The 21,158-nt window shown below is 68.3% G+C and carries 18 protein-coding genes and 1 pseudogene; 3 read left to right on the top strand and 16 right to left on the bottom strand.

Annotated features, from left to right (window positions below; genetic code table 11):
- Nucleotides 1-212 precede the first annotated feature (212 nt).
- Nucleotides 213-422, bottom strand: coding sequence for a hypothetical protein (locus AruCF_RS18200; RefSeq protein ID WP_049075074.1), 210 nt, complete (start codon nt 420-422; stop codon nt 213-215).
- 99 nt (nt 423-521) lie between these two features.
- On the opposite strand from AruCF_RS18200, the gene AruCF_RS18195 reads away from it, so the two are divergent.
- Nucleotides 522-941, top strand: coding sequence for a YbaN family protein (locus tag AruCF_RS18195; protein ID WP_197487198.1), 420 nt, complete (start codon nt 522-524; stop codon nt 939-941).
- A gap of 158 nt (nt 942-1,099) precedes the next feature.
- Nucleotides 1,100-2,047 carry an alpha/beta hydrolase gene (locus AruCF_RS18190; RefSeq protein ID WP_049075073.1) on the top strand — a complete coding sequence of 316 codons (948 nt, stop codon included), beginning with the start codon at nt 1,100-1,102 and terminating at the stop codon, nt 2,045-2,047.
- A 15-nt stretch (nt 2,048-2,062) separates the two neighbouring features.
- Here AruCF_RS18190 and AruCF_RS18185 read toward each other — a convergent pair whose 3' ends face one another.
- The 4 genes from AruCF_RS18185 to AruCF_RS18170 are packed head-to-tail and all read right to left on the bottom strand — an operon-like array spanning nt 2,063 to nt 6,837.
- On the bottom strand, nt 2,063-3,844 hold the full coding sequence (locus AruCF_RS18185; RefSeq protein WP_049075072.1) for an IlvD/Edd family dehydratase: 1,782 nt from the start codon (nt 3,842-3,844) through the stop codon (nt 2,063-2,065).
- 55 nt (nt 3,845-3,899) lie between these two features.
- Complete coding sequence (locus AruCF_RS18180) at nt 3,900-4,916, bottom strand: TRAP transporter substrate-binding protein (RefSeq protein ID WP_049075071.1); 1,017 nt, start codon at nt 4,914-4,916, stop codon at nt 3,900-3,902.
- A gap of 58 nt (nt 4,917-4,974) precedes the next feature.
- Nucleotides 4,975-6,255 (bottom strand): TRAP transporter large permease, encoded by a 1,281-nt coding sequence (locus tag AruCF_RS18175; protein WP_049075069.1) that lies wholly within the window; start codon nt 6,253-6,255, stop codon nt 4,975-4,977.
- Nucleotides 6,256-6,294: 39 nt separating this feature from the next.
- The gene (locus AruCF_RS18170; RefSeq protein WP_049075067.1) at nt 6,295-6,837 is read right to left on the bottom strand and encodes a TRAP transporter small permease; all 543 of its coding nucleotides are present in this window, start codon (nt 6,835-6,837) and stop codon (nt 6,295-6,297) included.
- A gap of 130 nt (nt 6,838-6,967) precedes the next feature.
- Between AruCF_RS18170 and gntR the strand changes: the two genes are divergently transcribed.
- The gene (gene gntR, locus AruCF_RS18165; protein WP_049075065.1) at nt 6,968-7,993 is read left to right on the top strand and encodes an HTH-type transcriptional regulator GntR; all 1,026 of its coding nucleotides are present in this window, start codon (nt 6,968-6,970) and stop codon (nt 7,991-7,993) included.
- A gap of 7 nt (nt 7,994-8,000) precedes the next feature.
- Here gntR and AruCF_RS18160 read toward each other — a convergent pair whose 3' ends face one another.
- The 11 genes and pseudogenes from AruCF_RS18160 to AruCF_RS18110 all read right to left on the bottom strand — a co-directional run bounded on the left by AruCF_RS18160 (nt 8,001) and on the right by AruCF_RS18110 (nt 21,095).
- Nucleotides 8,001-8,897, bottom strand: a complete 897-nt coding sequence (locus tag AruCF_RS18160; protein ID WP_049075064.1) for a DMT family transporter — start codon at nt 8,895-8,897, stop codon at nt 8,001-8,003.
- A gap of 8 nt (nt 8,898-8,905) precedes the next feature.
- A pseudogene (locus AruCF_RS18155) lies at nt 8,906-9,963 on the bottom strand (histone deacetylase family protein).
- 104 nt (nt 9,964-10,067) lie between these two features.
- A complete protein-coding gene (locus AruCF_RS18150) occupies nt 10,068-10,388 on the bottom strand; it encodes a cupin domain-containing protein (RefSeq protein ID WP_049075062.1) in 321 nt (106 codons plus the stop codon).
- Nucleotides 10,389-10,437: 49 nt separating this feature from the next.
- Nucleotides 10,438-12,072 (bottom strand): ABC transporter ATP-binding protein, encoded by a 1,635-nt coding sequence (locus AruCF_RS18145; RefSeq protein WP_049075061.1) that lies wholly within the window; start codon nt 12,070-12,072, stop codon nt 10,438-10,440.
- Between the two features lie 9 nt (nt 12,073-12,081).
- The gene (locus AruCF_RS18140; protein WP_006387977.1) at nt 12,082-12,921 is read right to left on the bottom strand and encodes an ABC transporter permease; all 840 of its coding nucleotides are present in this window, start codon (nt 12,919-12,921) and stop codon (nt 12,082-12,084) included.
- On the bottom strand, nt 12,918-13,925 hold the full coding sequence (locus AruCF_RS18135; protein WP_049075060.1) for an ABC transporter permease: 1,008 nt from the start codon (nt 13,923-13,925) through the stop codon (nt 12,918-12,920). The genes AruCF_RS18140 and AruCF_RS18135 overlap by 4 nt, the downstream gene beginning before the upstream one ends.
- Nucleotides 13,926-14,018: 93 nt before the next feature.
- A complete protein-coding gene (locus tag AruCF_RS18130) occupies nt 14,019-15,593 on the bottom strand; it encodes an ABC transporter substrate-binding protein (protein ID WP_049075059.1) in 1,575 nt (524 codons plus the stop codon).
- 195 nt (nt 15,594-15,788) lie between these two features.
- Nucleotides 15,789-17,288 (bottom strand): aldehyde dehydrogenase, encoded by a 1,500-nt coding sequence (locus AruCF_RS18125; RefSeq protein WP_049075058.1) that lies wholly within the window; start codon nt 17,286-17,288, stop codon nt 15,789-15,791.
- A gap of 15 nt (nt 17,289-17,303) precedes the next feature.
- Nucleotides 17,304-18,545 (bottom strand): Zn-dependent hydrolase, encoded by a 1,242-nt coding sequence (locus AruCF_RS18120; RefSeq protein WP_302473786.1) that lies wholly within the window; start codon nt 18,543-18,545, stop codon nt 17,304-17,306.
- Between the two features lie 18 nt (nt 18,546-18,563).
- A complete protein-coding gene (locus AruCF_RS18115) occupies nt 18,564-20,279 on the bottom strand; it encodes a thiamine pyrophosphate-binding protein (RefSeq protein WP_049075055.1) in 1,716 nt (571 codons plus the stop codon).
- A gap of 96 nt (nt 20,280-20,375) precedes the next feature.
- Nucleotides 20,376-21,095 carry a FadR/GntR family transcriptional regulator gene (locus tag AruCF_RS18110; protein ID WP_049075053.1) on the bottom strand — a complete coding sequence of 240 codons (720 nt, stop codon included), beginning with the start codon at nt 21,093-21,095 and terminating at the stop codon, nt 20,376-20,378.
- Nucleotides 21,096-21,158: the final 63 nt, after the last annotated feature.

Raw genomic sequence — 21,158 nt, 5'->3', positions numbered from 1 at the left:
CATGCCCGCCGTTCATCTCAAGCCTGCCCTGGTGAGTGCTTGCCTGATGCTGGCGGCATGCCTGGCCGCCGCGCCGGTGACGCCGCCGTGGACGGATGAGATACCCATGTGCGGCGGACAGGACCGTTCCACGCCGGCCGTGAAGGCCGCGGACGAGCGGCTGGCCGCGGACGCGGCGATTGCTTTCGGGCGCGTGCCGATGCGGCGCGGGCCTAGCTGCAGGTCAGGATATTGAGCCAGGCGATGGCGCTGGCCAGCAGGCCGGCGGCCCGCACGCGTTCGGGGGTCTGGCGGCCGGCCTGTAATTGGGCCAGCGCTTTTTTCATGTACAGCAACGGCGTGGCTTCGGCTTCGGCGACGGGCGTGACCGCGAGCGAAGCACGGGGGCGGCGGGTCTTGGCGTTGAGCGGTTCGGTGGTCAAGGGAGCCTCCTGGGCGGGCGCCGGCGCGGCGGGAGGAGGTCTGACCGCAGGCGTGTGCGAATGTTCCGGACAGGCAACTGCGTTATCCTGCACTCCATCATGATGAGAGCACTGTGGCTGATCCTGGGTTGCGCGATGCTGGCGCTGGGCGTGATCGGCGCCTTCCTGCCGGTGATGCCGACGACGATTTTCCTGATCCTGGCGGTGGGCTGCTTTTCGCGTTCGTCCCCGCGCCTGGAGCGCTGGCTGCTGGACAGCCCCACCTATGGCCCCTCGCTGCGCGCCTGGCGCGAACAGGGGGCGGTGTCGCGCAAGGGCAAGCTGTATGCGTCGCTGGGCATGGCGGTGGGCTACGGCCTGTTCTGGTGGGGCGCGCATCCCTCGCTGCTGCTTGCATCAGGCGTCGGCCTGTTCTTCCTTGCAAGCGCCGCCTATGTGCTGAGCCGTCCCAGTCCGCGAGCGCTTGATTCGCAAGGGAAAACGCCCGACGAAACCGGCGGCCCGGCGGCAGGCGCGTAAAGCCCGGTCGAAAGCCTGCGCGCGCCGTAACGCGCCGAAACCGGCACCTTTCATCGGCTGGGTCTGCCTGCCGGATTTCTCTGCTTAAATGGCCCGCAGCGTGGCCGGGCTGGCGGGCGTGTGGTTCCGCCGGCATGGCGCGCCCGCGAGGAAGATCCATGCATATCAAGCGACGAGAACTGCTGTTGGCCGGCCTGTCGGGCGCGGCGCTGGGGCTCTTGACGGAACCGGCGGTGGCGGTTGCCGCGCCGGCGGGTCAGCAGGCCATCGATCTCTGGCCGGGCAGCCGCGCGCCGGGCGGGCCCGGACCGGGCGAAGCCGAGCAGGTCAGCGCCAAGGGGGCGGTCACGCGGGTGTCGCGGCCACGGCTGGTGGTGTACCGGCCCGAGCGTCCCAATGGCAGCGCGATGCTGGTGATCGCCGGGGGCGGCTATGCCCACATCGAGCGCGGCGCCGAGAGCACGCCCGCCTGCCTGTGGCTGCAATCCCTGGGCGTCACGGCGTTCGAACTGGTGTATCGCCTGCCGGGCGAGCACTGGCCGGCCATGGCGCCGTTGCAGGACGGCCAGCGCGCCATGCGCGTGATCCGCGCCTCGGCACAGTCGTTCGGCCTGGATACCGGCCGCATCGGCGTACTGGGGTTTTCCGCGGGCGGACACCTGGCGGGCATGACCGCGGCCACGCCCGGCCTGGCGCGCTACCAGCCGGTGGACGAGGCCGACAGGCTGTCGTCACGGCCGGATTTCGCCGGGCTGATCTATCCGGTGTTGACCTTCATGCCGCCGTTCGACCATACCCACGCTCGTCGTTCGATCGTCGGCCAGCATCCGACGGCCGAGCAAAGCGCGGCGTTTTCCGTGGACCTTCTGGCCACGGCGCAGATGCCGCCCACTTTCCTGGCGCAGGCGCAGGACGACCCGATCGCGCCGGTCGACAACAGCCTGCTGATGTTCGCGGCCTTGCGGCGCCTGGGCGTGCCGGCCGAGATGCACATCTTCGCGGCTGGCAAACATGGCTGGGGCATGGGCAAGCCGGATTCGCTAGTGCATGCATGGCCCGGCCTGTTCACGCAGTGGGCCGCCTTCAACCAGTTCTTCAAGGCCTGAACCCGACCCTCCGTGTCAGTGCGAGTGGCGCGGATCGCCGCGGGTCTCGACCACCTTCAGGTACAGCGTCGCCGGTTCGAGGCAGCCGCCGGTGGACAGTTGGCCCACCAGTTGACGATACAGTTCCTGCCAGGGGGTCTGCGCCGGCGGCGGCTGGTACGGCGGCTCCTGCCGGCGCCGCGCCAGTTCGGCTTCGTCCACCAGCGCGATGACGCTGCGCTGGTTCAGGTCGACGCGGATGCGGTCGCCGGTGCGCAGCAGCGCCAGCCCGCCGCCGACGGCGGCTTCGGGCGACATGTTCAGGATTGACGGGCTGGCGGAGGTGCCGCTCTGGCGGCCGTCGCCCAGGCAGGGCAGCGAGTCGATGCCGCGCTTGATCAGATGCGAGGGCGGCGCCATGTTGACGACTTCGGCGCTGCCGGGGTAGCCCACCGTGCCGGCGCCGCGGATGACCAGGATGCAGTGTTCGTCGATGTTCAGCGCGGGGTCCTCGATGCGCGCGTGGTAATCCTCCGGGCCCTCGAACACGATGGCGCGGGCCTCGAAGGCGTTCTCGTCGCCGGGCGCGGACAGATAGGCACGGCGGAACGCCTCGCCCACCACCGACATCTTGATGACCGCGCTGTCGAAGAAATTGCCCGATAGCACGATGAAGCCGGCGCGATGCTTGAGCGGCGCGTCGCAGGCGCGGATGACGTCCGCATCGTGCGTCTTGGCGCCGGCGGCGATCTGGCCGATGGTCTTGCCGGACACGGTGGCGCATTCGGCGTGCAGGCGGCCGGCAACCAACAATTCGTGCATCACGGCGGGGACGCCGCCGGCGCGGTGGAAGCCTTCGCCCAGGTGTTCGCCCGCGGGCACGCAGTTCACCAGGAGCGGTACGTCCTCTCCCAACCGCTGCCAGTCGTCCAGGCTCAGGTCGATGCCGGCATGGCGCGCCATGGCGATCAGGTGCGGCGGACAGTTGCTGGACGCGCCCAGCGCCGAGGCCACGACGATGGCGTTCTCGAAGGCCTCGCGCGTCAGGATATGGGACGGGCGCAGGTCCTCGCGCACCATGTCGCAGATGCGCAGGCCGGTGGCGTAGGCCATCTGACCGCGTTCGCGGTAGGGCGCCGGGATGCTGGCGCAGGTAGGCAGCGACATGCCCAGCGCCTCGGCCAGCGAGTTCATGGACAGCGCGGTGCCCATGGTGTTGCAGTGGCCCACCGACGGCGAGGAGGCCGTGGCCAGCGTCATGAAGCCCTCGTAGTCCAGCTTGCCCGCCGCCATGAGGTTGCGGGCGTGCCAGATGACCGTGCCGGAGCCGACCCGCTGGCCGTCGTGCCAGCCGTCCAGCATGGGGCCGCCCGACAGCACGATGGCGGGGATGTCGACGGTGGCCGCCGCCATCAGGCAGGCGGGCGTGGTCTTGTCGCAGCCGGTGGTCAGCACCACGCCGTCCAGCGGGTAGCCGTGCAGGATCTCGACCAGGCCCAGGTAGGCCAGGTTGCGATCCAGCGCCGCGGTCGGGCGGCGGCCCTGTTCGGCCAGCGGATGCACCGGGAACTCCATCGGGATGCCGCCGGCGTCGCGGATGCCGGCCTTGACGCGCTCGGCCAGCGCCAGGTGGTGGCGGTTGCAGGGCGCCAGGTCGCTGCCGGTCTGAGCGATGCCGATGATGGGGCGGCCCGATTGCAGTTCCTGCCGCGTCAGGCCGTAGTTCAGGTAGCGCTCGACGTAGATCGCCGTCATGTCGGCGTGGGCGGGATCGTCGAACCATTTCTGGCTGCGCAGCTTGCGGGGGGTGTCGGTCATGGGGTGCCTCGTGTGCTTCTGTGATGCGTGGCGCGCCAGCGGGCGCGCCGGGGACCTAATTGCGCGCCTTGCTGATTTCGGCGTTCAGTTGCCGGATCAGGTCGGGACCCAGTTCCTGGGTGTACTTGTCGACCACCGGCTGTACCTTTTCGCGCATCCGCGCCACCTCCTCGGGCGACACGGTATTGATCTTCATGCCGGCCTGCTCCAGCGTGCCCATCGCCTTGAGCGAATCGGCGCGGCTGTCCTTGCGCTCGAAATCGCGCGAGGCCTCGGCGGCCTGGCGCACCAGCTTTTGTTCGTCGGGCGACAGCTTGTCCCACCATTTTTTCGAGGCCATCACCACCCAGGGCGTATAGACGTGGCGGGTGATGGTCAGGTAGGGCTGCACCTCGTAGAACTTGCTGCTCTGAATGGTGGTGATGGGATTTTCCTGGCCATCGACCGTGCGCGTTTCCAATGCCGTGAACAATTCCGAGAACGGCATTGGCACGGCATTCGCGCCCAGGGTGTTGAAGACGCCCAGCGCGATCTGGTTCTGCATCACGCGCAGTTTGATGCCTTGCATGTCCTCGGCGCGCACGATGGGGTGCTTGGAGTTGGTCATGTTGCGAAAGCCGTTTTCCCAATACACCAGCCCCACCAGGCCCTTGGCTTCCAGCTTCTTGAGCAGGTCCTGCCCCAGCTGCCCATCCAGCACCGCATCGGCTTCCTTTTCGCTGTTGAACAGGAACGGCAGGTCGAACACGCCGAATTCCTTGACCATGCCGGCCAGCGGCGCGGTGGAGCCAACCATCATTTCCTGCGCCCCGCCAACCAGCGCGCCCTGCATCTGTTCGTCCGAGCCGAGGTTGGCCGAGCCGAAGGTCTTCATCTTGAGCTTGCCGCCGCTGATCTTCTCCAGCTCCTGCGCCAGGTGGCGCGCGGCGCGGCCCTGCACGCTGTCTTCATTCAGGCCGTAGCCGAAGCGGATCAGGCGCGGCTTGACGTCGGCGGCCGCGGCGGCCCCGGCGAAGGCGCAGGACAGCGCCGTGGCCAGCACGACGAGGCGGGTCTTGAAACGGATGTTCATGGTGTTCCTCCTTGGCTTCTTCTAGGTGGCGCCGGATCGGCGCGCTTGTTCACGGGCCTCAATGCATCCAGCTCGCGGGGACGGTGATCAGTTCGGGGAAGATCACCAGCAGTACCAGCAGCAGCGTGTAGGCCACGACATAGCGCCACACGCCCCTGCAGATGGTTTCCATGTTGATGCGGGCGACGCCGCAGACCACGTTGAGCACGGTGCCGACCGGCGGCGTGAGCAGGCCGACGCAGCCCACCATGACGAACATGACGCCGAAATACACCGGGTCGATGCCGGCCTGGGTGACGACCGGCATGAGCACCGGCGCCAGGATCAGGATGGTGGGTGTCAGGTCCATGACCGTGCCCACCAGTGTCAGCAGCACCAGCAGCGCGAACATCAGCAGCTTGGGATGATCCAGCACCGGTTCCAGCAGCGCGATCAGGTCCTGCGGCATGTCGGCCAGGGTGATCATGTAGGACGAGACCATGGCGGCGGCCACCAGGAACATGACCACGGCGGTGGTGCGGGCGGCATTGATGAACAGCGGCAGCAGGTGGCGCAGGCCGATCTCGCGATAGACGAACAGGCTGATCAGCAGCGCGTAGACGGCAGCCACCACCGCCGCTTCGGTGGGGGTGAAGATGCCGCCGCGCAGGCCGCCGATGATGATGACGGGCAGCAGCAGCGCCCAGGCCGATTCGCGCAGCGCCCGCAGCCGGGCGCTCCAGGGCTGGCGCGGCGCGGGCTTGATGGCGCCGTGCTTGCGCGCCACCCAGGTCCACACCGCCACCAATGTCATGCCCATCATCAGCCCGGGGGCGATGCCGGCGAAGAACAGCTTGGTGATGGAGACGTTGGTGGCGACGCCGAAGATGATGAACGAGATCGACGGCGGGATGATCGGCGCGATGATGCCGCCCGCGGCGATCAGGCCGGATGCCTGGCCGGCGTCGTAGCCTTTCTCGCGCAGCATCGGGATCAGCAGCGATCCGAGCGCGGCCGCGTCGGCCACGGCCGAGCCGGAAAGCGCCGCCAGCAGCACGCTGGCGAAGATGGCGACGTAACCCAGCCCGCCCTGGATATGGCCGACGAACATGCTGGCCAGGTTGACAATGCGGCGCGAGATGCCGCCGGCGTTCATCAGTTCGCCGGCCAGCATGAACAGCGGCACCGCCATCAGCGTGAAGCTGTTGGCGCCGGACAGCATGTTCTGCGCCAGGATCTGGGTGTCGAAGAAATCGAGTTGGAACATCATGGCGATCGCGCTCAGCAGCAGCGCGAACGCGATCGGCATGCCCAGGGCGATGAAGCCCAGCAGCACCAGCAGGAAGAGGGTCAGGATCATGGGGGGCGGGTCCGAACGTGGGAGGCGAGGAGGCCGGGGTCAGACCAGCGGGTCTTCGGGACTGGATTCCGCGGGCAGCGGGCCGCCGGCCAGCACGCGAATCAAGTCGAACAGGGTCAGCAGGCCCATCGCGACGGCGGCGTAGAGCGCGGCGGCGTTGAATACCGCCAGCGGCATCGCGGTCACCGGCAGGCGGGTGTCCAGGCCGATCAGCGTCTGTGCCCAGCTGCCATCGGCCAGCAGCCACAGCATCCACAGCACCAGCAATTGGCAGACGATGTGCGAGACACGGCGGGCGGCGGGACCGAACCGTTCCACCAGCATCGTGACGCCGATGTGCTGGTGGTCGCGCAACGCCAGCACCGAACCCAGGAAGATCATCCAGACGAAGGCCAGGCGGGAGATCTCGTCGGACACGTTGATGCCGGAATTGAACAGGTAGCGCATGGCGACATTGCCGAACAGCAACACCACCATGACCACCAGGCAGGCGGCCATCAGCCAGGTCTGCAACCGGGCGCACCAGTCGGCGGCGCGCGCCAGCGGGGTGGCGCCAGGCCGCCCCTTGGGGGAACCATGCATGCTTGTCTCCTCTCCGTTTTCCGGAATTCTTATGGATATCGCGAGGCTGATGTTAGCGCTAACATTTTTGGTTTGGCAAGCCCCGATCTTTAGGTCAGACTACGTGCTCGCCAACCGCTCAGAACGGCCGATGTCCATCCGAAAGCCCCGCAGCACCCGCGCCGGGCGCGTGACCATGCAAGAGGTCGCGCGCCGCGCCGGGGTCAGCGCGATCACCGTGTCGCGCGCCTTGCGCACCCCCGACAAGGTGGCCGAGGCCGTGCGCCTGCGCATCGCCGAGGTCTGCCAGGAACTCGGTTACGTGCCCAACCACGCGGCCAGCGCGCTGGCGTCGGCGCGCTCGCAGACCATCGTGGTGCTGATCCCGTCATTGAGCAACGTGGTGTTCGTCGACATCATCAACGGCATCAAGGAAGTGCTGGACGAGCAGGGCTACCACCTGCTGATCGGCGTCACCGGGTATTCGCCCGATGCCGAGGAGGCGTTGCTGCGCAAGTACCTGCAGCACCTGCCCGATGGCCTGATCCTGACCGGCATCGACCACAACCCGGGGGTCTGGGAGCTGCTGCGGGCGCAGGGGATGCCCACGGTCCACACCATCGAGACGCTCGAGGGCAGCGACGGCATGAGCGTCGGGTTTTCTCAGTTCGAGTCTGGCTATGCCGCCGGCCGCCACCTGGTCGAACGCGGCCGCAAGCGCATCGGCATCGTCGGCGCCCAGCTCGATCCACGCTCGTTGCGGCGTTGCGAAGGCTGCCGCCAGGCGTTGCGCGACGCCGGCCTGTACGATCCGGCGCTGGAGATCATGACGCCCGAGAAGTCGTCGATCGCGCTGGGGGCGGCGCTGCTGGAAACCCTGCTGGCAGGACATCCCGATTGCGACGCGCTGTTTTTCTGCAATGACGACCTGGCGCAGGGCGCGGTGTTCCAGTGCGGGCGGCTGGGCGTGCGCGTGCCGGGCCAGATGGCGCTGGTGGGCTTCCATGACTTTGCGGGCACGGCCTGGACCACGCCGCCGCTGTCGACCATCGCCACGCCGCGCTACGAGATCGGCCGCGAGGCGGCGCTCTTGCTGATGCGCCACCTGGCCGGCCAGCCCATCGCGCAGCGCCACATCGACCTGGGTTTCACGCTGGTGCGGCGCGAAACCACCTGATCCCGCGTCAGCCGGCACGGCGCAACGCCAGGAACACGCCGGACGCCATGATCATGGCGATGCCGGTCAGCGCCAGTCCGTCAGGCGGACGCTGGAACCAGAACGTGCTGAAGGCCACCGCCAGCAGCAGCTGGAAGTAGTTCAGCGGCGCCAGCGTGGCCGCCGCGACGCGTTGGAAGGCGGCAATGAGCAGGATCTGCGCCAGTCCGCTGCAGGCGCCCAGGCCCACGATCAAGGCCATGTCCGTCAGGTCGGGCCAGGGATCCGGCAGGAAGAAGGGCGCGGGCAGGGCAGTGACGATCAGGCAGATGAAGGCGGTGTAAGCGTATTGCACCGGGCCGGCCACCTTGCCCGACAGCTTGCGGGTCAGCACCTGGAAGATGGCGTAGCTGATCGCCGACACCGCCATCAGCAGCGTGCCCAACGCCGGCAGGTCGGCGCCCGGCCGCACGATCAGCAGCATGCCGGCGAAGCCGGCCGCCACCGCCATCCATTGCACCGGCCGCACCCGTTCGCCCAGCAGCCAGGGCGACAGCGCGACCATGATGAGGGGCGAGGTGAAGTAGATCGCCGTGGCCTCGGACAGCGGCATCCAGATCAGCGCCGTCATGAAGCAGGTGCCGACGGTGGCCAGCATCAGGCCGCGCAGGATCAGCAGGGGCTTTAGCGGCGCGGCGCGCAGGTCGGGCCAGCCATGGCGCCACAGCAGCCCCAGCGCCAGCGTCGCCACGGCGAGATAGCGCATGATGTTCAGGAACGGCGCCGGGTAGCGCATCAGCATCTGCTTGGAGCCGGCGTCGAAAGTGGCGAAGGCCGCCAGCGCCGCGAAGAACAGCAGGATACCGGCCCGCCGTGAACCGGCGGCCGGGATGGCGCCGGGCGCCGTGGCGGAGGTGATGGCCATGGCGGGGTTCAGGCGCGGGCCAGGCCTTGCATGAACGCGTCCAGCGCCGGGCCGATGGCCTGCACCATGTAGCCGCCTTCCTGCACCACCACCGTGGGCAGGCCCAGGCTGGCCACGCGCGCGCCGATGTCGCGGTAGGCGTCGATGTCCAGTTTCAGGACGCTGATGGGATCGTCCTTGTAAGTGTCGAACCCCAGCGCCAACACCAGGGCCTGCGGCCCGTAGCCGGCCAGCGCCGCCAGCGCCGTGTCCAGCGCCCGCAGGAACGGGTCGTTGCCGGCGCCGTGCGGCAGCGGCAGGTTGAGATTGCAGCCCTCGCCGGCGCCGTGGCCGCGCTCGTGCGCGTAGCCGGTGTAGAACGGGTAGTAGCCGGCAGGGTCGGCGTGCAGCGACACCGTCATCACGTCGGCGCGCTGGTAGAAGATGTTCTGGGTGCCGTCGCCATGGTGCGCGTCCACGTCCAGCACCGCCACCTTGGACCAGGTTTGCAGCAGCCGCGCGGCGGCGGCCGCGCTGCTGTTCAGGTAGCAGAAGCCGCCAGCGCGGTCGCGGTGGGCGTGGTGGCCCGACGGGCGGCACAGCGCATAGGCCGATCCGCCGAAGACTGCCACGTGCTCGGCCGCGGCCACCGCGCTGTGGGCGGAGCGCAGCGCCGAGCGCCAGGTATGCGCGCCGATGGGGCAGGACAGGTCGCTCAGGTAGTAGCCGGTCTGCGCCACGATCGACGGCGACGGGCAGGGACCGCGCCCGGCCGTTTCGACGCGGCCGCTGTAGTAGGGCGACAGGTTCGGCAGCACTTCCGGGCCGGGGTCGACGCCCGGGGCCTTGAGCGCCTGCCAGCGGGCGAACGCGGTTTCCAGGTAGTCCAGGTAGTCCGTGCTGTGGACGGCTTCCAGCGGCTGACGGCCGTAGTCGGGCGGCGCCTCGACCGCGATGCCGCGGGCGCCCAGCGCGCCTTGCAGGCTGTGAGCGCGAGAGGGCAAGTCGGTGGGGCGCTGATGCGTCCCAGCCGCATGAACTGCTGGGGGGTGTGCAGCAGTTGTTCTTCCGAGAAAAACGCCTTCATGGTGGTCCTTTGCGTGTCGGCGGAACCGGGCCCGCCGACCGGCGGGTGGATGCGTGGCTCAGGGCGCGACGGTCGATGTGTGGCCGTCGGCCCAGGGCTGCCGGTCAATGCGAACAGCCGGCGTCCGGGGCCTGTCCCGGCTGCTTGATCTCGATCTCGACGAAGACGAACTCGGTGTCGCCCGGGTTGATGACATTGTGCTCCACGCCCACCGGCCGGTAGTAGGACACGCCAGTGGTGAGCTGGCTGGTGACCTGGCCGTTGGGCGTGTCCAGCAGCAGCGGGCCGGTGGTCTGCGGCACCACCACGTAGTTCATGCCGTGGCGGTGCCAGCCGGTTTCTCCGCCGGGCGGAAAACGCCATTCGGTGACGATGACCTGCTCGTTGTCGATCTGGACGGTGGGCACGGCGGGCGGGCGTTGCATGCGAGTCTCCTGGTTGGGGTGCCGCGGGCGTCGCGGCGGGTCATGCGCTTCACGCCGCGGCCTGCGCCTGGGTCGGATCCCAGTGCTGGCCGGGCACGGCGGCGATGAGTTGTTGCGTGTAGGCGTGCTGCGGGTTGTCGAAAATCTGGCTGGGCGATCCGTATTCCACCACCTTGCCCCGGTGCATGACCAGCACCGAATTGCAGATCTGCGCGGCCACGCGCAGGTCGTGGGTGATGAACACCAGCGCGATCTTCAGGCGCTGCTGCAGGTCATGCAGCAGTTGCAGCACCTGCGCCTGCACCGACACGTCCAGCGCCGATACCGATTCGTCGGCCACCAGCACCTTGGGCTCCAGCGCCAGGGCGCGGGCGATGCCGATGCGCTGGCGCTGGCCGCCGGAGAACTGGTTGGGGTAGCGGTCGAAGGCCGAAGGATCCAGACCCACCAGCGACAGCAGCTCGCGCACGCGGGCCTCGGCCTGGGCGCGCGGCACGCCGTTGGCGACCGGGCCGTCGCTGATGATGCGGCCCACGGTATGGCGCGGGTTGAGCGAGGCGAAGGGATCCTGGAAGATCATCTGGATGTCCTTGCGCAGCGGCCGGAAGCGCGACTCCGGCATGGCGGCGATGTCCTGGCCATTGAAGATCAACTGGCCGCCGTTGATGCCGACCAGCTTGAGCAGGCACTTGCCGATGGTCGACTTGCCCGAGCCGGACTCGCCGACGATGCCCAGCGTCTCGCCGCGCCGCACGCTGAAGCTGACGCCGTCGACCGCATGCACCTCGCGCTTGCCGCCCAGCCAGCCATGGCCGACGACGTAGGTCTTTCTCAAATCCTTCACTTCCAGCACCGGTTGTTCCGGCGTGGCGGTGGCGCGTTCCTCGCCGCGGCGGTGCGGCACCGCCGCGATCAGGCGCTGGGTGTAGGGATGGCGTGGGCGGTTCAGCACCTCCTCGGCCGGGCCCTGTTCGACCAGCACGCCTTTTTCCATCACCGCCACCCGGTGCGCGATCTCGGCCACCACGCCGAAATCATGAGTGACGAACATCACGCCCATGCCCTTTTCCTTCTGGATGCGGGCGATCAGCGCCAGGATCTGGGCCTGGGTGGTGACGTCCAGCGCGGTGGTCGGCTCGTCGGCGATCAGCAGCGCCGGTTCCAGCGCCAGCGCCATGGCGATCATGACGCGCTGGCGCTGGCCGCCCGACAGGCGGAAGGGATAGACATGGTAGAGCGTGGCCGGATCGGGCAGGCCGACGAAGGCCAGCAGTTCCAGCGTGCGCCGCATGCGCTCCGGTCCGGGATAGGCGTTGTGGACCCGCATGACCTCGTTGATCTGTTCGCCCACCGTCATCAGCGGGTTCAGCGCCGACAGCGGTTCCTGGAAGATCATGGCCATGTCCTTGCCGCGCATGCCCTGCAGCGTGGCTTCGTCCTGGCGCAGCAGGTCGGTGCCACGGAACAGAATGCGGCCCTGTTGCGGCGTCAGGTAGTCGGGCAGCAGGCCCATGATGGCGTTGGCGCTCATGGACTTGCCCGAGCCGGATTCGCCAACGATGCAAAGGATCTCGCCGGCGTGGATGTCGTATGACACGTCCTGCACCGCGAACGGGCGGTCGCCGCCGCGGGGCAAGGCGATGCTGAGGTGCTGGATGGACAGCAGGGGCGGGGAAGCGTTCATGCCGGTCTCCTATTCGCCGCGCTTGCGCAGTTGCGGGTTGAGGGCGTCGTTCAGGCCTTCGCCGATCAGGTTGATGGCCAGCACGGTCAGCAGGATCGCCACGCCCGGCCACACGCTCATCCACCAGGCTTCGCGGATCATGGTGCGGGCCGCGCCGATCATGAAGCCCCAGCTCATCTCGTTGCGGTCGCCCAGTCCCAGGAAGGACAGCGACGATTCGGTCAGGATGGCGGTGGCCACCATGAACGAGGCCGAGACGATGATGGGCGACATGGCGTTCGGCAGGATCTGCGTGCCGACGATGCGCGCCGGGGTCTGGCCGATGACAATGGCGGCCTGCACGAATTCGCGCTGCTTGAGCGTCATGAACTCGGACCGCACCAGCCGCGCCGCCGGCGGCCAGGACACCACCGCGATCGCGCCCATGATGGAATACATCGAGGGTCCGAGGATCGCCACCAGCACCACCGCCATCGCCAGTTGCGGGATGGTCTGGAAGAACTCGGTAAAGCGCATCAGCGCGTCGTCGACCCGGCCGCCGCAGTAGCCGGCGATGGCGCCCACGACGATGCCGAACACCAGCGCCACGGCGGTCGACAGCAGGCCCACCATCAGCGAGACCCGCGCGCCCCACACCAGGCCGGCGGTGATGTCGCGGCCCAGCATGTCGGTGCCGAACGGGTAGGCGGCGTCGGTGAAGGGCGGAATCAGCGGATCGGCCACCATCATCCAGGGCGAATCCTCGTACAGCAGCGGCGCGGCCAGGGCCACGATGACCACGGCCAGCACGATGGCCAGTCCGGCCACCGCGCCGTAGTTGCGCATATAGCGTCGGGCGAATTGCTTCATGCCGCGGCTCCTTGTTGCGCGCCCGCGCTGATGCGCGGATCGATCAGGCGGTACAGCACGTCGGTCAACAGGTTGAACACCACCACCATGATCGAGGTCACCAGGAAAATGCCCAGCAGCAGCTGGTAGTCGCGTTGCAGCAGCGCGTCGAACATCAGCCGGCCGATGCCGGGCCAGGCGAACACGGTCTCGGTCAGCACCGCGCCGCCGGCCATCTGGCCGAGCTGGATGCCGGCGAAGGTGATCACCGGCAAGAGCGCGTTGCGCAGCACGTGGGCGCGGATCACGCGGCCGGGGCTGACGCCCTTGGCGCGCGCCGTCTTGACGAAGTCCATGCCGATCACCTCCAGCATCGAGGCGCGCGTCAGGCGCACGTACACCGCCATGAAGAAGCAGCCCAGCGTCACCGTCGGCAGGATCAGGTGCTGCGCGATGTCGCCGGCGCGCGCCCATCCGGTCAGACCGGCGCCCACGGTTTCCATGCCGAAGGCCGGCAGCCAGCCCAGCACCACCGAGAACAGCAGGATGCCCATCAGCGACAGCCAGAACAGCGGCGTGGCATACAGCAGCAGGGCGCCTGTCATGACCGAGCTGTCGATCCAGCGGCGCTTGTTGCGGTAGCGCGCCTTGGCCGCGACCACGCCCAGCAGCACGCCCAGCACGATCGAGAAGACGAAGGCGCACGACATCAGCAGAAAGGTGGCGGGCAGGCGTTCGACGATCAGGTCCAGCACCGGCACGTGGTTGCGATAGGAAAAGCCCAGGTCGAGCTGGACCACGCCCTTCAGATACAGGAACAACTGCGTCAGCACCGGCTTGTCCAGCCCGAATGCGACGCGCAGTTGCTCGACGTAGGCGGCATCGCCCGCGCCGGCCTGGCCCGCCAGCACGGCGGCGGGGTCGCCGGGCGCCAGGCGGATCAGGAAGAAATTGATGATGACCACGCCCAGCACGACCACCAGGGCCTTGCCGATGCGCGAAACCAGGAAAGACAGGAATTTCATGCTCTGGGTCCTCCGTGGACGGGCGCGGACGTCCGTCGCGCGGCCGGGCGCCGCAAGCGAGCCGGGGTTGGCTGCGCTTGCGGCTTGCGGCGCTTACTTCTCGATGTAGACGTCGTCGAACGACTCGTTCAGGCCGATGGCCGTCTTGACCAGGTTCTTGACGTTGGCGCGATACAGCGTGGGGAACTCCATGTCCACCAGGAAGCCGTTGGCGACTTCATTGACCAGCGTGGTCTGCAGCTGCGTGTAGAGCGCCTGGCGCTTGGCCGGGTCGACCTCGGACGCGGCGGCTTCCCACTGCTTGTCGGTCTCGGGATTGCTGTAGCCCTGCACGTTGGCGAACGGCGATCCCTTGACGATGTTTGATGAGATGTACAGACGTTGCACGCCCAGCGCCGGATCGCCGTACTGGTAGGTGAAGTTGGTGGTCAGGTCGAAGTCCCAGTTGCCGGTGCGGCTGGCCCAGCCGCCGGCGTCGGTCGATTCCAGGTTGACCTTGAAGCCCAGCTGTTCCAGCGCTTGCTTGGTGTACTCGCCCAGGCGGTCCCAGGTCGAGCCGTACGGGAAGCTCAGCTGGCGGATGGTGTAGTCGCCGGGCTTGATGCCCGATTCCTTGATCAGCGCGCGCGCCTTCTTCATGTCGAAGGGCATCGGCGGCATGTTCTTGTCATAGAACATCTCGGTGGTCACGAACGGGCTGGTCGAGACCTTGCCCAGGCCGAAGAAGATGTTGTTGACCACCATGTTGCGGTTGATCGCGGCCATCACCGCCTGGCGCACCTTCAGGTTGTCGAAGGGCGGCTTGCGCATGTTGAAGATCAGGTAGGCCTGGGGCGAGAACATCTCCCAGCCGGCAGTGGTGTATTCCACCTTGGGCAGGGCGCGCAGGCGCTTGATGTCGACGTTGTCGACGTCGCCGCCACGCAATACGTCGACGCTGCCGCGCTCGAACGCCACCGCGCGCGAGGCCGCGTCCGGGATCACGTTGAACACCAGCTCATCCAGGTAGGGTTTGCCGGGCTTCCAGTAGTCGGGGTTGCGCGCCAGCTTGATGTATTCGCCGCGTTTCCATTCCTTGAACACGAACGGGCCGGTGCCGATCGGTTTCTGGTTGGCCGGGTTGGTCATGTAGTCGGTGCCGGCGTAGATGTGCTTGGGCATCATCGGCGCGAAGCCGGGTTCGAACATCAGCATGAAGGCCGGGAATGGCGATTTCAGCTTGATGACCACCGTCTTCGGGTCGCTGGCCTGCACCGAATCGACGAACTTGTTCAGGATCACGCGAGCTCGCGCATGGGTCTTGGGCAGCATGTCCGACAGCGTGAAGACCACGTCGTCGGCGGTGAACGGCTTGCCGTCGTGCCACTTGACGTTGTCCTGCAGGTGAAAGGTGTAGGTCAGGCCGTCGCTGGAGGCCTCCCACGACTTGGCCAGGCCCGGTTGCGGCTTGAGGTCGGTGGTGTAGGTCAGCAGGCTTTCATAGATCTTGCCGGCGACGAACTGGGTGGGACCCTGCTGGTTGATGGCCGTGACGATCACGGGCGGCTCGGGCTGGACGATCATGTTGAGCGTGCCGCCCTTGGTCTGGGCCAGCGCCTGCGTGGCGGGCAAGGCGGCCGCCAGGATCAGGGCGCCGATGCTGAGGGAGAACCAAGTCTTCGATTTCACTGCGAGCCTCCGGGCTGGAAGAGGGTTATCAGGTGGCCGCGCGTCACGCGGCGTGTGCCGGCTATGACAAGCAAACCTCGTGCCACCTGTTTCTCGGGGAACTGCGGGGTGGAGCTGCTACAACAATGCTGCGTATGGGTGCAGAGACGGCGCCGCGCACCAATGCGGCGATAGACGAGGTGCACGGCGGCCGCGCTATTGGGTGATGTCGATCCAGGTGGTTTTCAGGTCGCTGTACTTGTCCAGCGCGTGCAGCGATTTGTCGCGGCCGAAGCCCGATTGCTTGACGCCGCCGAACGGGACCGTGATGTCGCCGTCGGCATAGCAATTGACCCACACCAGGCCGGCGCGCAGGCGGCGCGACAGGCGATGCGCGCGGCCCAGGTTGGCGGTCCACAGGCCGGCGCCCAGGCCGTACGAGGAATCGTTGGCCAATGCGATGGCTTCGTCTTCCGTATGGAAGCGCTGCGCCGCCAGCACCGGGCCGAAGATCTCCTCGCGGATCAACGCGCTGGAAGCGTCGGCGCAATCGAAGATGGTGGGCTCGATGTAGAAGCCGCCGCTGTCCGTGTGCAACTGGCGTCCGCCGATGCGCAGCGTCGCGCCCTCGGCCTGGCCGGCCGCGATGCGCGCCATGACCGAGCGCGTCTGGCGTTCGTCAACCATGGCGCCCAGCGCCGTGGCCGGATCCAGCGGATTGCCCGGCCGCATCTCGGCGGCATGCCTGGCCACCTTCTCCATGAAGGTGTCGTAGATGGCGTCGTGCACGTACAGGCGCGAGCCGGCGATACATACTTCGCCCTGGTTCGAGAAGATCGCCAGCGCGGCGATCAGCGCGGCGCGGTCCAGGTCGGGGCAGTCCTCGAAGACGATATGGGGCGACTTGCCGCCGCATTCGAGCCACACGCGCTTCAGATTCGATTCGCCCGAATAGCTCATGAAGCGCTTGCCGGTGGCGGTGGAGCCGGTGAATGCCACGCAGTCCACGTCCGGATGCAGGCCCAGCGCGCTGCCCGCGACCGGGCCCGTGCCGGGCACCACGTTGAACACACCCGCCGGGATGCCGGCCTGTTCGGCCAGCGCCGCCAGCCGCAATGCGCTCAACGACGACTGCTCGGCCGGCTTGAGGATCACGCTGTTGCCCGCGGCCAGTGCCGGCGCGACCTTCCAGGCCGCCATCAGCAGCGGATAGTTCCACGGCACCACGGCCGCCACCACGCCGAGTGGCTCGCGCGTGACGGTGGCCAGTGCGTTGCCGCCCGTCGGCGCGATCTCGTCGTAGCGCTTGTCGATGGCCTCGCCATACCAGGCATAGCAATGCGCGGTCTCGGGCAGGTCGAAGGCCAGCGCGTCGCGGATCGGCTTGCCCATGTCCAGGGTCTCGATCAGTGCCAGCTCCTCGCTGTGCTCGGTGATGAGCTGTCCCAGCCGCACCAGGCGCGTCTTGCGCTCGCGCGGCGCCAGGCCGGACCAGACGCCGGCTTCGAAGGCGCGGCGGGCGGCCGCCACGGCGCGGTCGACATCGGCCTTGCCGCAGGCGGCCACGTCGGCCAGCTTGCGGCCGTCGATCGGGCTGGTGGCCGCGAAGGTGGCGCCGTCGGCGGCGTCGGCGTAGGCGCCATCGATGTAGGCCTGGCCGCGCAGGGTGAGCGCCGCGGCGCGGGCTTGCCAGTAGTCGAGAGTATGCAGGGTCATGACGAGGTCCTCGGTTCAGCGCGCGGCGTTGGCGCGGGCCACCATGGCGTCCAGCAGCACGTTGCAGCCGGCTTCCAGGTGCGCGGGCTGCGCGTCTTCGATTTCGTTGTGGCTGATGCCGTCCTTACACGGCACGAAGATCATGGCGGTGGGCGCCACCGCCGCCATGTAGACGGCGTCGTGGCCCGCGCCGGTGACGATGTCCATGGCCGGCAGGCCGCGACGCGCGGCGCCCTGGCGCACCTTCTCCACCAGATCGGGATCGAACGGGGTGGGGCGGAAGTACTGCACGTCCTTCACGTCCACCTGCACGCCGTGCTTCTCGGCGACCTCGCGGCAGGCGTCGCGCCACAGCTGGTCCATGCGCGTGAGCGTGGCCTCGTCCTCATGGCGCAGGTCGGTGGTGAAGCGCACCTGGCCCGGGATCACGTTGCGCGAGCCGGGGTGGGCATGGATCTCTCCCACCGTGCCGCGCCCGTGCGGCTGGTGCGCGTTGGCGATGTTGACCACGGCCTGCAGCAGATAGCTGGCGGCGAACAGCGCGTCGCGGCGGATGCCCATGGGCGTGGGGCCCGCGTGCATTTCCATGCCGGTCACGGTCACGTCGTACCAGCGCAGGCCGAGCGAGCCGGTCACCGCGCCGATCACTTTCTCTTCGTGTTCGAGGATCGGGCCTTGTTCAATGTGGGCCTCGAAATAGGCATCCACCGGACGGCCGCCGACCGGCTCCGTGCCGGCGTAGCCGATGGCCCGCAGTTCGTCACGCACCGCCAGGCCCTTGGCGTCGCGCGCGCTCAGCGCCGTCTCCAGCGAGAACTTGCCGGCGAACACGCCCGAGCCCATCATCACCGGCACGAAGCGCGAGCCTTCCTCGTTGGTCCAGATGGCCAGCTCCAGCGGCGCCTCCGTCTGCACGCCGGCATCGTTCAGCGTGCGCATCACTTCCAGCCCGGCCAGCACGCCGAAGCAGCCGTCGAACTTGCCGCCGGTGGGCTGCGTGTCGATGTGGCTGCCGGTCATCACCGGGGGCAGCGCGTTGTTGCGGCCGGCGCGGCGCGCGAAGATATTGCCCACCTGGTCCACGCGGATCGTCAGGCCGGCATCGCGCATCCAGCCTGTGACCAGGTCGCGGCCCTGGCCGTCGAGCGCGGTCAGGGCCAGACGGCAGTTGCCGCCCTTGGGCGTGGCGCCGATCTCGGCCAGATCCATCAGGGATTGCCAGAGCCGGTTGCCGTTGACGGACAGGGATGAAGTCATGGTGATCCTCGTTCGGTGTTAGTGGGTGGAGGCGGCGGCCTGGCGCGCCAGCGCGGCCTCGCGGATGGCGGTGAGCGTCTGGCCGGGGGCGATGCCGTCGGCGTCGTAGCGGATTTCCAGCAGCGCGGGCCGGCGTTCGCGCTCGGCGTACGCCAGCGCGCGGTCGAATGCCGCGGCGAAGTCCTCGGTGCGTTCGACCGCCTCGCCGTAGCCGCCATAGCCGCGCACGATCTGGGTGAAATCGGGATTCTCGAAATCCAGCGCGATCGGACGGCCCGGGAATTCGCGCTCCTGATGCGCGCGGATCGTGCCCCACATGCCGTTGTTGAACACCAGCACCACGATGCCCAGCCGGTACTGCTGGGCCACGCCCAGTTCCTGCAGGTTCATCTGGAAGCACCCGTCGCCGGCGTAGCAGACCACGGTCTTGTCCGGGTGCTCCAGCTTGGCCGACACGGCCGCCGGCAGCCCGTAGCCCATCGAACCGACAGTGGGCGCCAGGCTGGTGCCCGGGCCGGTGAACTGGCGATAGCGGTGCGGATACAGCGCGTAGTTGCCCGCGCCCACCGTGATGCAGGCGTCCGGCGCCAGGCGTTGGTTGACCAGCGCGGCCACGGCGTCCAGGCCCAGCGGGCCGGGTGACGGCAACGGTTCGAGCGAATCCAGGTATTCGGCGTGGGCCGCGCGCACCGCGGCGCCGCGCGGCATGGCGTGGGCCGGTTGCAGCGTGGCCAGCGCCTGCGCGAAGCCGGCGACGCTGGCGACGATCGCGTGAGTCGGCGCGTAGACGCGGCCGAGCTCCTGCGGGTCCGGATAGACATGGATAAGCGCCTGGCGCGGCAAGGGACTCTCGACGAGTTGATAGCCCTCGGTGGTGGCTTCGCCCAGGCGCGTGCCAACCGCGAGGATCAGGTCGGCCGTCCTGATGCGGGCGCGCAACGCCTCGGTCATGCCCCAGCCGATCTGGCCGGCGGCATTGGGATGGCGCTGGTCGAAGCACTCGAGGCGGCGCCAGGCGGTCGCCACCGGCAATTCGAAGCGTTCGGCGAAGGCGGCGATCTGCTGGATCGCGTCCGGAGTCCAACCGCTGCCGCCCAGCACCATGACCGGCCGTTCGGCCTGGTCGAGCAACTGGCGCATGCGTTCCAGGTCGGGTTCGCCGGGGCTGGCGGCGACGCGCGGGTAGCGCGGCATGTCGGCCACCGTCGCCGTGCCCCACAGCGTGTCTTCCGGCAGGGCCAGCACCACCGGGCCGGGGCGGCCGCTGGTGGCGGTGGCGTAGGCGCGCGCCACGAATTCCGGAATGCGGTCGGTGCGATCGATCTGCGCCACCCATTTGGCCATCTGGCCGAACATGCGCCGGTAGTCGATTTCCTGGAAGGCTTCGCGTTCGTAGAAGTCGTTGCCGACCTGGCCGACGAACAGGATCATCGGCGTCGAATCCTGGAACGCGGTGTGCACGCCGATGCTGGCATTGGTGGCGCCCGGGCCACGGGTGACGAAGCACACGCCGGGCTCGCCGGTCAGCTTGCCATGGGCCTCGGCCATGTAGGCGGCGCCGCTTTCCTGGCGGCACACCACCGGCTCGATGGCGCCGCGGTGCTCATTGAGCGCGTCGATGCAGGGCAGGTAACTCTCGCCGGGGATCATGAAGATCCGGCGTGTGCCGTGGATGCGCAGTTGCTGCATCAGGATCTGGCCGCCATTGCGCGGCAGGGGGGAGACAACCGTCATGCAAACACTCCCGGAATGGGCGCCCCGCGCCGGGCGCGGGCTTGGGGTTCGTGGCAAGAGGCAGGCGTTGCCGCCGGCGCGGTGGCGAGGCGGGGCCTAGATATCGGGCCGGATGCTTCCATCGTCATCGCCGAAATCTTCCCGCAGGCGGGCGAGAATGCCGATCAGGTGCGCATGCATGGCATGGCGCGCGCGGATCGGATCCCGCGCCAGGATGGCGGTCAGGATGCGCTGGTGCTCGGCGTGGGCGACCGCCCACACCTTGGTGTTGACGAAGTAGTCCTGCATGCGGCTGAACACCGGGCTCGCCAGGCTCAGGTTCCATAGATGGGCCACGGAGGCCGCCAGCGCCGCGTTGCCGCAAGCGGCTGCGATGGCGCTGTGAAATTCACGGTCGTGCCAGCCCGGCGATTCGGTCAGCGACATGGCGTCGTGGGCCGCGCGGATCGCGGCGATCTGCGCCGGCGTGCCTTGCTGCGCGGCCAGCGCGGCGCACTCGGGTTCGATCAGCATGCGCGCTTCGAGCAGGTCGAAGGGGCCGATGTCGTCCTGGGCGGCCGCCGGGGCGGGGGCCGCCTCGCGGGTTGCGGTCACGAATACGCCGGTGCCCACGCGCACTTCCACATAGCCTTCGATTTCCAGGGCGATCAGGGCTTCCCGGATCGAGGCCCGGCTGACCTGCAGTTGCTCGGCCAGCTCCCGTTCGGACGGCAGCCGCCCGCCGCGCGGGAAATCGCCCGCGCGGATGCGTCCGGCGATCTGGTCGGCAATCATGCGATAGAGGCGGGTGACGGCAACGGCTTGGAAGGTGTTCATCGTGGCACTGCGAAATCTTGGTCTGGTGGTCAGGCCACCAATATAGGTAGGTTGCCCTTGAAA

The sequence above is a fragment of the Achromobacter ruhlandii genome (assembly GCF_002082135.1).
Classification (GTDB): domain Bacteria; phylum Pseudomonadota; class Gammaproteobacteria; order Burkholderiales; family Burkholderiaceae_B; genus Achromobacter; species Achromobacter ruhlandii.
This window is presented reverse-complemented; position numbering and strand designations above follow the sequence as displayed.

Coding starts and splice junctions, on each gene's coding strand:
- AruCF_RS18195 (WP_197487198.1), top strand. CDS start 522: ATGATGAGAGCACTGTGGCTGATCCTGGGTTGCGCGATGCTGGCGCTG.
- AruCF_RS18110 (WP_049075053.1), bottom strand. CDS start 21,095: ATGAACACCTTCCAAGCCGTTGCCGTCACCCGCCTCTATCGCATGATT.
- AruCF_RS18115 (WP_049075055.1), bottom strand. CDS start 20,279: ATGACGGTTGTCTCCCCCCTGCCGCGCAATGGCGGCCAGATCCTGATG.
- AruCF_RS18145 (WP_049075061.1), bottom strand. CDS start 12,072: ATGAACGCTTCCCCGCCCCTGCTGTCCATCCAGCACCTCAGCATCGCC.
- AruCF_RS18160 (WP_049075064.1), bottom strand. CDS start 8,897: ATGGCCATCACCTCCGCCACGGCGCCCGGCGCCATCCCGGCCGCCGGT.
- AruCF_RS18120 (WP_302473786.1), bottom strand. CDS start 18,545: ATGACTTCATCCCTGTCCGTCAACGGCAACCGGCTCTGGCAATCCCTG.
- AruCF_RS18170 (WP_049075067.1), bottom strand. CDS start 6,837: ATGCATGGTTCCCCCAAGGGGCGGCCTGGCGCCACCCCGCTGGCGCGC.
- AruCF_RS18140 (WP_006387977.1), bottom strand. CDS start 12,921: ATGAAGCAATTCGCCCGACGCTATATGCGCAACTACGGCGCGGTGGCC.
- AruCF_RS18135 (WP_049075060.1), bottom strand. CDS start 13,925: ATGAAATTCCTGTCTTTCCTGGTTTCGCGCATCGGCAAGGCCCTGGTG.
- AruCF_RS18180 (WP_049075071.1), bottom strand. CDS start 4,916: ATGAACATCCGTTTCAAGACCCGCCTCGTCGTGCTGGCCACGGCGCTG.
- AruCF_RS18190 (WP_049075073.1), top strand. CDS start 1,100: ATGCATATCAAGCGACGAGAACTGCTGTTGGCCGGCCTGTCGGGCGCG.
- gntR (WP_049075065.1), top strand. CDS start 6,968: ATGTCCATCCGAAAGCCCCGCAGCACCCGCGCCGGGCGCGTGACCATG.
- AruCF_RS18175 (WP_049075069.1), bottom strand. CDS start 6,255: ATGATCCTGACCCTCTTCCTGCTGGTGCTGCTGGGCTTCATCGCCCTG.
- AruCF_RS18185 (WP_049075072.1), bottom strand. CDS start 3,844: ATGACCGACACCCCCCGCAAGCTGCGCAGCCAGAAATGGTTCGACGAT.
- AruCF_RS18150 (WP_049075062.1), bottom strand. CDS start 10,388: ATGCAACGCCCGCCCGCCGTGCCCACCGTCCAGATCGACAACGAGCAG.
- AruCF_RS18125 (WP_049075058.1), bottom strand. CDS start 17,288: ATGACCCTGCATACTCTCGACTACTGGCAAGCCCGCGCCGCGGCGCTC.